The organism is Actinomyces bouchesdurhonensis (assembly GCF_900128465.1).
Classification (GTDB): domain Bacteria; phylum Actinomycetota; class Actinomycetes; order Actinomycetales; family Actinomycetaceae; genus Pauljensenia; species Pauljensenia bouchesdurhonensis.
The window spans coordinates 1-6,925 of the sequence record NZ_LT635868.1; the positions used below are offsets into that span (position 1 = coordinate 1).

At 56.6% G+C, this 6,925-nt stretch carries 8 protein-coding genes and 1 pseudogene; 2 read left to right on the forward strand and 7 right to left on the reverse strand.

What is annotated here, in order from left to right:
- Positions 1–122: pseudogene (locus BQ7477_RS13010) on the forward strand (IS30 family transposase); the annotation flags it as partial.
- Between the two features lie 62 nt (positions 123–184).
- Here BQ7477_RS13010 and BQ7477_RS11850 read toward each other — a convergent pair.
- The 7 genes from BQ7477_RS11850 to BQ7477_RS04770 all read right to left on the reverse strand — a co-directional run bounded on the left by BQ7477_RS11850 (position 185) and on the right by BQ7477_RS04770 (position 5,054).
- Entirely contained in the window at positions 185–358 is a 174-nt protein-coding gene (locus tag BQ7477_RS11850) for a hypothetical protein (protein ID WP_159430581.1), read from the reverse strand.
- A gap of 17 nt (positions 359–375) precedes the next feature.
- Positions 376–951: a hypothetical protein gene (locus BQ7477_RS04745; RefSeq protein ID WP_129582510.1), complete on the reverse strand. Its 576-nt coding sequence runs from the start codon at positions 949–951 to the stop codon at positions 376–378.
- Positions 902–2,182, reverse strand: coding sequence for a relaxase/mobilization nuclease domain-containing protein (locus BQ7477_RS04750; RefSeq protein WP_073983017.1), 1,281 nt, complete (start codon positions 2,180–2,182; stop codon positions 902–904). Before BQ7477_RS04750 ends, BQ7477_RS04745 begins: the two co-directional genes overlap by 50 nt.
- Positions 2,179–2,439 (reverse strand): hypothetical protein, encoded by a 261-nt coding sequence (locus BQ7477_RS11450; protein WP_129582511.1) that lies wholly within the window; start codon positions 2,437–2,439, stop codon positions 2,179–2,181. The genes BQ7477_RS04750 and BQ7477_RS11450 overlap by 4 nt, the downstream gene beginning before the upstream one ends.
- Before the next feature lie 278 nt (positions 2,440–2,717).
- The gene (locus BQ7477_RS04760; RefSeq protein ID WP_073983019.1) at positions 2,718–3,041 is read right to left on the reverse strand and encodes a hypothetical protein; all 324 of its coding nucleotides are present in this window, start codon (positions 3,039–3,041) and stop codon (positions 2,718–2,720) included.
- A gap of 49 nt (positions 3,042–3,090) precedes the next feature.
- The gene (locus BQ7477_RS04765) at positions 3,091–4,743 is read right to left on the reverse strand and encodes a DNA primase family protein (RefSeq protein ID WP_159430582.1); all 1,653 of its coding nucleotides are present in this window, start codon (positions 4,741–4,743) and stop codon (positions 3,091–3,093) included.
- A gap of 83 nt (positions 4,744–4,826) precedes the next feature.
- Positions 4,827–5,054 carry a helix-turn-helix transcriptional regulator gene (locus tag BQ7477_RS04770; protein WP_073983021.1) on the reverse strand — a complete coding sequence of 76 codons (228 nt, stop codon included), beginning with the start codon at positions 5,052–5,054 and terminating at the stop codon, positions 4,827–4,829.
- Positions 5,055–5,273: 219 nt separating this feature from the next.
- On the opposite strand from BQ7477_RS04770, the gene BQ7477_RS04775 reads away from it, so the two are divergent.
- Positions 5,274–6,491, forward strand: a complete 1,218-nt coding sequence (locus BQ7477_RS04775) for a site-specific integrase (RefSeq protein WP_073983022.1) — start codon at positions 5,274–5,276, stop codon at positions 6,489–6,491.
- Positions 6,492–6,925: the final 434 nt, after the last annotated feature.

Genomic DNA, 6,925 nt, shown 5'->3' on the forward strand with positions numbered 1-6,925 from the left:
TCACCAGCCACCAACCCTACCTCGACGCCATCGCCTACGAACTGAACAACTGCCCCAGAGCCACCCTCGGCTACCGCACCCCAACAGAAGCATTCAACGAACTCATTGCTACCACCCATTGACACCGCCAAGATTAGTAGGGGCAACTTTCAGAATGTTCAGATCTGACTATGATTTAGCCTAATTACTTTAGACTGTTGATCAGACCGAGAACTCGCCGCCCGTAGTCAGCGACGCTCTCGCCTTTGCGCACCGTTCCATCGAACTGCTCAGCGTTCTTGTTGATCGGCCGAGAGTGATCGACCTCGACGCGAGGTTTGCCCAGTTTGATGCCCGTTCCAATCACAGGTTTCACCATCCTTCTCACCTCCTTCCTCACCTGAGTTCCTCGTAGATCCATCGGCTCGCCCTCAGTACGGCCCAGACGAAGAGCACAGCAGCGCCGAGGGTCCCAAGCGCGATCAACATCTTCTGCCACCACAGCGAGGCCGCCGTGAATGCGCCCCAGGCCCAGCCGAAAAGCGGGCCGATGCCGAACATGCTTCCGAGGCCCCACACGAGGCCACCCACAAGCAGAAGTGAAGCGAACAGCGGCAGCACAGCAAGGGCGAGCCGCGAGATACCGACGAACGTCACTCGGCGTTCGATTGCCTCGATCTCCTGCCGGGCTTCGTTGAGCCTGCTGAGCGACTCCTCGACCTTCCTGTGGACCTCTGAGAGCCTCTCAGTCCCGAGTGTGCTCATCTCCTCGCGGAGCCCCTGAAGATCGCTCCTGAGACCGTCGACGGGCTCCTGGACGGCGTGATCGAAGTGTTCGTTAACCTGCTTCGCAAGCCAACGGCCTGTCTTCTCCACGTCGAGTTTCACGCTTGATTTCGCATGTACCTCTTTGGCAAGCTCCTTAGAAGTCGAAGCCAAAGTCATCACCTGTGCGTTGATCTGCTTCATCATCGAGTGTGCTTGCAACTCGGAGGCGCTCACGCTGGAGCCGTCGCTCAGCTTCAAGATGCGCTTGTCGCTCACGGTCTTCCCGAGCTCGCTCAGCGTCTCGCTCTGCTCGTTCAGCGTCTTCTTGATCGCGTTGATGTCGTTCGTCAGCGAGTCGGCTTCTGAGGCTTCCGAAGTCGAAGTCTTGGAGGTCAACACGAGCATTAGGCTCACCTGCGCCTCCTCGATCTTCTTTATTCGCTCGCTCTGCGAGGTCAACGTAGTAATCAAGACCTGGAGCAACTCCTCGATCTTCGTCGGCTGCTCTGAGTTCTGCGAGTGCTGCATCGAGCTGCTTTCCATCTTCTCCATAGCCCTGGACATCTTCTATCTCCTGTTCTCGCATAATGCGTTCATTCATCGTGTCGTGGAGAGTGCCCCACTGGTAATCAGTACCGAGCTTGCGAGCCGTGCACGCGGCCTTCGAGCGACCGAACCTGCGCACCTCGCCATTGTCATCAACGAGGGCATACGTGACGCTCGGATCACGACCCTCAGCCTCGCTCTTTGCGCTGGTCTTCTTCTCAATACTCACGCCGAGTTCGCGTGCAACAGCGCGCAACGAGTCGAAATCCACCGAGCGAGAATCAGCCAGCGCCTCATCAACACGATCAGCGAGAAACTCTCTCCACGTGCTCTTATCGAGCTGATCAACAGTCAAACCCTCAGCGCTCTTACCGGAACGCGATCTGTTCACGTCATGAGCGAGTTCATGAGGCTCCAAGACCCGCAAGCCCATCTCTCGCATGATCTTGTCGTTAGCCTTTTTCAAGACCCAATGAACAAGACCGTTCTCCCTCGCTGCTTTTCCCGTCACGAGATCCACGTTCGCGATTGTGATATGCGCGTGGGGATTACCACCGTCGCTGTCGAGGTGCACAACGACATCGCACGGTGAGTTCGGTGCAACCTCCTTCGCGAGTGCATAGGCAGCATCAGCAACGATCATCGGGGTCATCGGATCACGAGGATCAAGCTCGTCCTTCGAGAACGACTGAATCACCATAAGTGCCTGGTTCTTACGACCCGTGCCCTTCAACATCGACTCGATAGACGTAATCGCGTCGTACGGGTTACGGAAGTCCGAACGCCATGCAGCCGCACGTGAATGCTTCACGTCAGCAGGTTTCCCGAAGTGTGCATACATGATCGCCGCTGCTGCTCGCACCGTCGTCGTCTGCTTCGTAATACTCATCGTGACAACTCCTTCGCTAGAGCGAGGAACGTCGCAGTCGCACGACGCAAATCGTCGACGTCTGGCTCAATACCAGCCCACCCTTGCCGGGCGAGCTGGTTGACGTTGACACCTACGGCATTAACCTCGCCGATCAATCGCAACAAGTCGCGATTGACCAGCTTCGGCGCGGGCGCGCCGTCGAGGTAATCGACGGCGGCCCGAATCGCTCCAGACTCACTGAGTCCGTAGCGATTCTTAACGCGGGTAAGCTGCACATGTTCTCTTTCATCGAACCTGACAGTCACCCGCGACTCGCGAGACTTACGCCTCGCGATCCTACGGTCCCCGCCCCGAACTTGGTCTTCGACCTCGTTCGTTGCGGCGACCTCCGGTTGGACAGGCGTACTCTTAACGCTCGTCTCATCTGAGTCGAGCTTCAGGGGTGGTACCGCCTGTCGGCCAGCAGACGGTCTGTCTGACGACAGTCCGTGCTGGCCAAAGGGTGGCGTCCCGCCCCCTTTGGAAACCCCCCTCGCGTTCACGACGACACTCATCATTGTTCTCCACCCCAAACGGGCTGAGAACCTGACTCATTCGTCGCTCCGCTGCTCGCCTCACGGCGACGCGCGGCTGCCTTAGCAGCAGCACGCTTACGCTTCGCGTTTTGCGCATCAATCTTCGCCTTCGCTCGATTCATAAGCGCAGTAACGCTCACCTGATCGGCGTTCTCATTTTCGTTCTTCTTGATCTCGTCAAGAACACTCAAAATCGCCTCTGCAAGACGCGCACGTTCCTTCGCTTCAGCAACGCGCTTCTTCTCCTTCAGACGCTCGACTCTTGCACGAGCGGCTGCAATTTCCTTATCGAGATTCGACATGATTCATGTCCTCCTTTTCGTTTGTACTTTGGAACGGGTCAAACGACGATCAACAGTCCTCGTCGTCAGTAGGTGAAGTGCCTGCTCGCATAAGACCCCGTGCATTAATCGGGATGTTGTGCGGGATCCCGATCTTGCGCATAGAACCGCCTACAGGTTGGAGATCAATCCAGTCACTCAGGTCGTATTCCACAGCCAGGGGTTCATCTCCGACGATTCGATTTTGCGTGCTCATAGCCTTCTGATTACCGTCCGCACCACGAGGGACGAACCATCCACACGAGGGGTTCTTGTCCACGTAGTCGGTCATGCGCTTGGTGAACTCTCTACTGCCCACAGGACGCCCAGAGGGAACCTCCTTGCGCATCCACGCGGAGTAAAGCCCGAACGAGAACTTCCACGGAAGCAAATCCCACACGAACCGATCGAAGAACTCCTCGGCAAACTGGAGCACGGGATCGTTCTCCAAACGGATCTCACCGAGCAGCTTCTCGCATACTTCAGGCATGATGAACTCGTCAACCAGATCCATCATGAGAGCCTTATGCGCGACGTATTCAAGAACCTTAGGCCGCTTCACGTAGTCGTTCTTGATCGCCGGGTTCTTATCCGCGCCAAAGTAACGCTTAAGGAACGGGATGGGAACGAGGCGCCTATAGAGAGACTCAGACTTGTCCTTGGACGAAGGCAACTCGTTGACGCAAAAGACGCACAGGCCACGGCCCTTAACAGTCTTCATCCGGTCGTACTTGACGTCAATATCGACCCAATCATGAGTCACCCACGCCTTGAGTGTTGAAGCGTCCCGCATGAAATCACCGACCTTGTTCTCATCAGAAAGAACAGCAAAACAATTGAGTAGCGACGGAGGAAGAAACGGCTTGCCGAAACCAGACATCGAGAGCGTAGCCACTCGATCAACCCCGACGAGGTGACGCAACAGCTCAAGGAACGTTCCTTTACCATTCGATCCGGTAGAGGAGTACAAGAGCACAGCCTTATCGAACGGGTGATCAGGACGGAACAGAGCAGCAATAACTTGCCAGAACAGTTTTTCGACATCAAGATTATTGTTCGCAAGCTCCCTGATCCACTCGTCAACGCTCCACCCTTTAATGACAGGGCACGTGGTGGCATCTTCACGGAAGGCAACGGAAGCCTTCGTCCTGAGAACAACCTTGGGTGAGAACGGAAGTAGCTTCTTAGAACGTAGATCAAACAAGCCATTCGCCAATCCCACGATATTGCCGTCTTTGTTCTCAGTGAGCAGCGACACCGAGTCTCGCACAGATTCCACGACAGCGTTGAGATCCTTGGACGAGATCGTGTAGTGGTACTGACGAGCCAGGCGACGGATGCGCTGCTCGGCAGGCACATACAGGCCCTCGTCAGGCCCCGCGTCCTCGTAGGTCACCAGCTCAGCCGTCGCTTCTGACTCACCGATCAGGCCCGTGTGCCGCAGCTCGCGGTGGCGAATACACGTCGCGATCACAGCAGGCGGAAGCGCCTTGAGCGGACGATGAGCGAGCCCGCCCCTGAGTTCATGCTTCGTGTTCTCACTGATCAGACGCTTGTTGATCCGGTCAAGCAGTGCGCTCCCCGCATCTTCAGGGCCGTATGCGCTCTGATCCACCGTACCGAGGAAGGTCTCAACCTCTTGACGAACGAGCTGATCGAACATCGGCACCGTTGTGTCATTCACCAACGGCGTGGTAGAATTGGCATCAGCAAAACGTTTCGCCTCGGTGCTCTCCTCAGTGGGAGTGCCGGGGTGATTTTTTATGCTCATCGCTGGCCTCCCGTCGTCTCAACGCGGTTGGCACGGAGAAATGCATCAAGGTCCTCAACGAGGTACACGATGCGAGGACGGCCAGTGCCTCCAAGGCGCGAGTATGCAGGTCCTAGGCCACGAAATCGCCAATTTGCAAGCGTCTGACGGGACAGGCCGAGATAGAGCGCTGCTTCTTCAGCAGTGAGAGCAGCAGGGGTAACGAGGGTAGTAGGGGTAGACATTGAGGTCTCCTAGATATAGAGGATCTAGGCGACCCGAGTGGGATCCCTCGGTTGCAACGGGTGTTACATCGCTTGGTTTTGTGGCGACGGAGGCCACGCCTACTTGGTCTTTCGACATCCCTTATAGTCTACTAAGACAATACCACATCGTACCTAACTTTGGCAACATATCAGCGTTAAATTGAACCACAATTGCTAGTCCCTATGTATAATTAAGGTATGCCTAGACTTCAAATCGCCTCAGGAACCAACACAATCGACTCCGTGACCCCGGTCCGTCTCGCCAACGGCAAATACCGCATCCAATGGAAAATCAGACTCCAGGATGGTCGTCTCCTCTCGCGTGACACTACAGGCTCAACCAAAGGCGAGGCCCGAGCACGTGCGCACGCAAAAGCCGCTGAACTACTCGCACAGGGAGGGACCGGAGGCACGTGGAAACCATCATCGCTTGCAACCGAATATCTCGAAACGGTATCCAAACCCATCATCACCGAGTCCTCACGCCTGTCACCCAACTCCAAGGCCCGCTACAAGACCGTGCTGACCTACCTCACTGAGGCGTTCAAGGGGTACTCCATCGCCTCAGTCGCCCGCAGGCGCACCATCGAAGAACTACTCAAGGGCATCGCTGCTGAGCACGGCGCAGAAAGCGGCAGGCACGCCAAAGGAGTAGCCAGCAGGTACTTCTTCGAAGAACTTATCAAAGACGATGTCATTGAATTCAACCCTCTCGCAGGCGCACGGATCGACCTAGGGACTGTCAAAAAGACCACGCGCCCTGAGGGAGGGCGAGCGCTCACCACAGCCGAATATGACCGCGTGCTCACCCACCTGCTCACCCTCAACCCTGCCGAGGGTGTAGTACCACCCAAGCGAGGCCGATACACGCTGGCAGATCGCATTGCCGTCCACCGCTGCTGCATCGACCTAACCCTGCTCCAAATGGCCACAGGACTGCGTGTGAGCGAGGCAAGAACTCTCATGTGGGATGATGTCATCATCGACGCTCAAAAGCGTCCAGCGTGCATTATTCGGGCCGAAAACGCCAAGACCGGCACCACCCGCGTCGCGGCTCTCGTCGAGCCTGCGGTCTATGAACACCTCACCCGTAGACGAGATGAAGTCGGGGGAGCCTATGTTGTGGGCGCACCGCTCAACCCGGACACCGAGTGGGACAGATACAACGCTCAGAAGGCTCTCAAGGCGTTCTATAAGGATCTGGCTCGCGACTGCGGAGTGCCTCTGTTGGAGACCTACCGCACCCACGTCTGGAGAACCACCCTCAACACCATGTACCGCACGGACGTAGACGCGCTACTGCGTGCTAGAACACTCGGCCACTCGGTCGATGTGAACGCACAGGCATACTCAGACATCTCAGACCTCACAACGCTGTACGACGCAGCCCGAGCGCGGCGTAGGGAGGAAAAGTAGTCCCTATCTTATTCCCTATCTTTCGTGAGGATATGCCGGTAACTTCAAGTATCTTTAGGGAGGGATAAGGGGACGGTTACCGCACGATACCAACGATTACTTGGCTGTATCTCACTGTTTCATTAAAAAGAGATACAGACCCCGGAGGTCGCAGGTTCAAATCCTGTCCCCGCTACCACCACAGATCCGGTCCCGTAAGGGGCCGGGTTTTTTGTTGACTCCGCGTTCCATCAAGCGAATGTGGGCTATAGGCGCAAACGTGGTGCTTTAGACGGCGTGTCGTGGGTCTAGTGGGCGCGTCCGGGGGCTATAGGCGCAAACGTGGTGCTTTAGACGGCGTGTCGTGGGTCTAGTGGGCGCGTCCGGCCCAGCCTTTGCGTGGCCAGAGTCCTTCTTCTGGGGTGGGGGTTCCTTCCGGGATTCCGTGGCGTTTC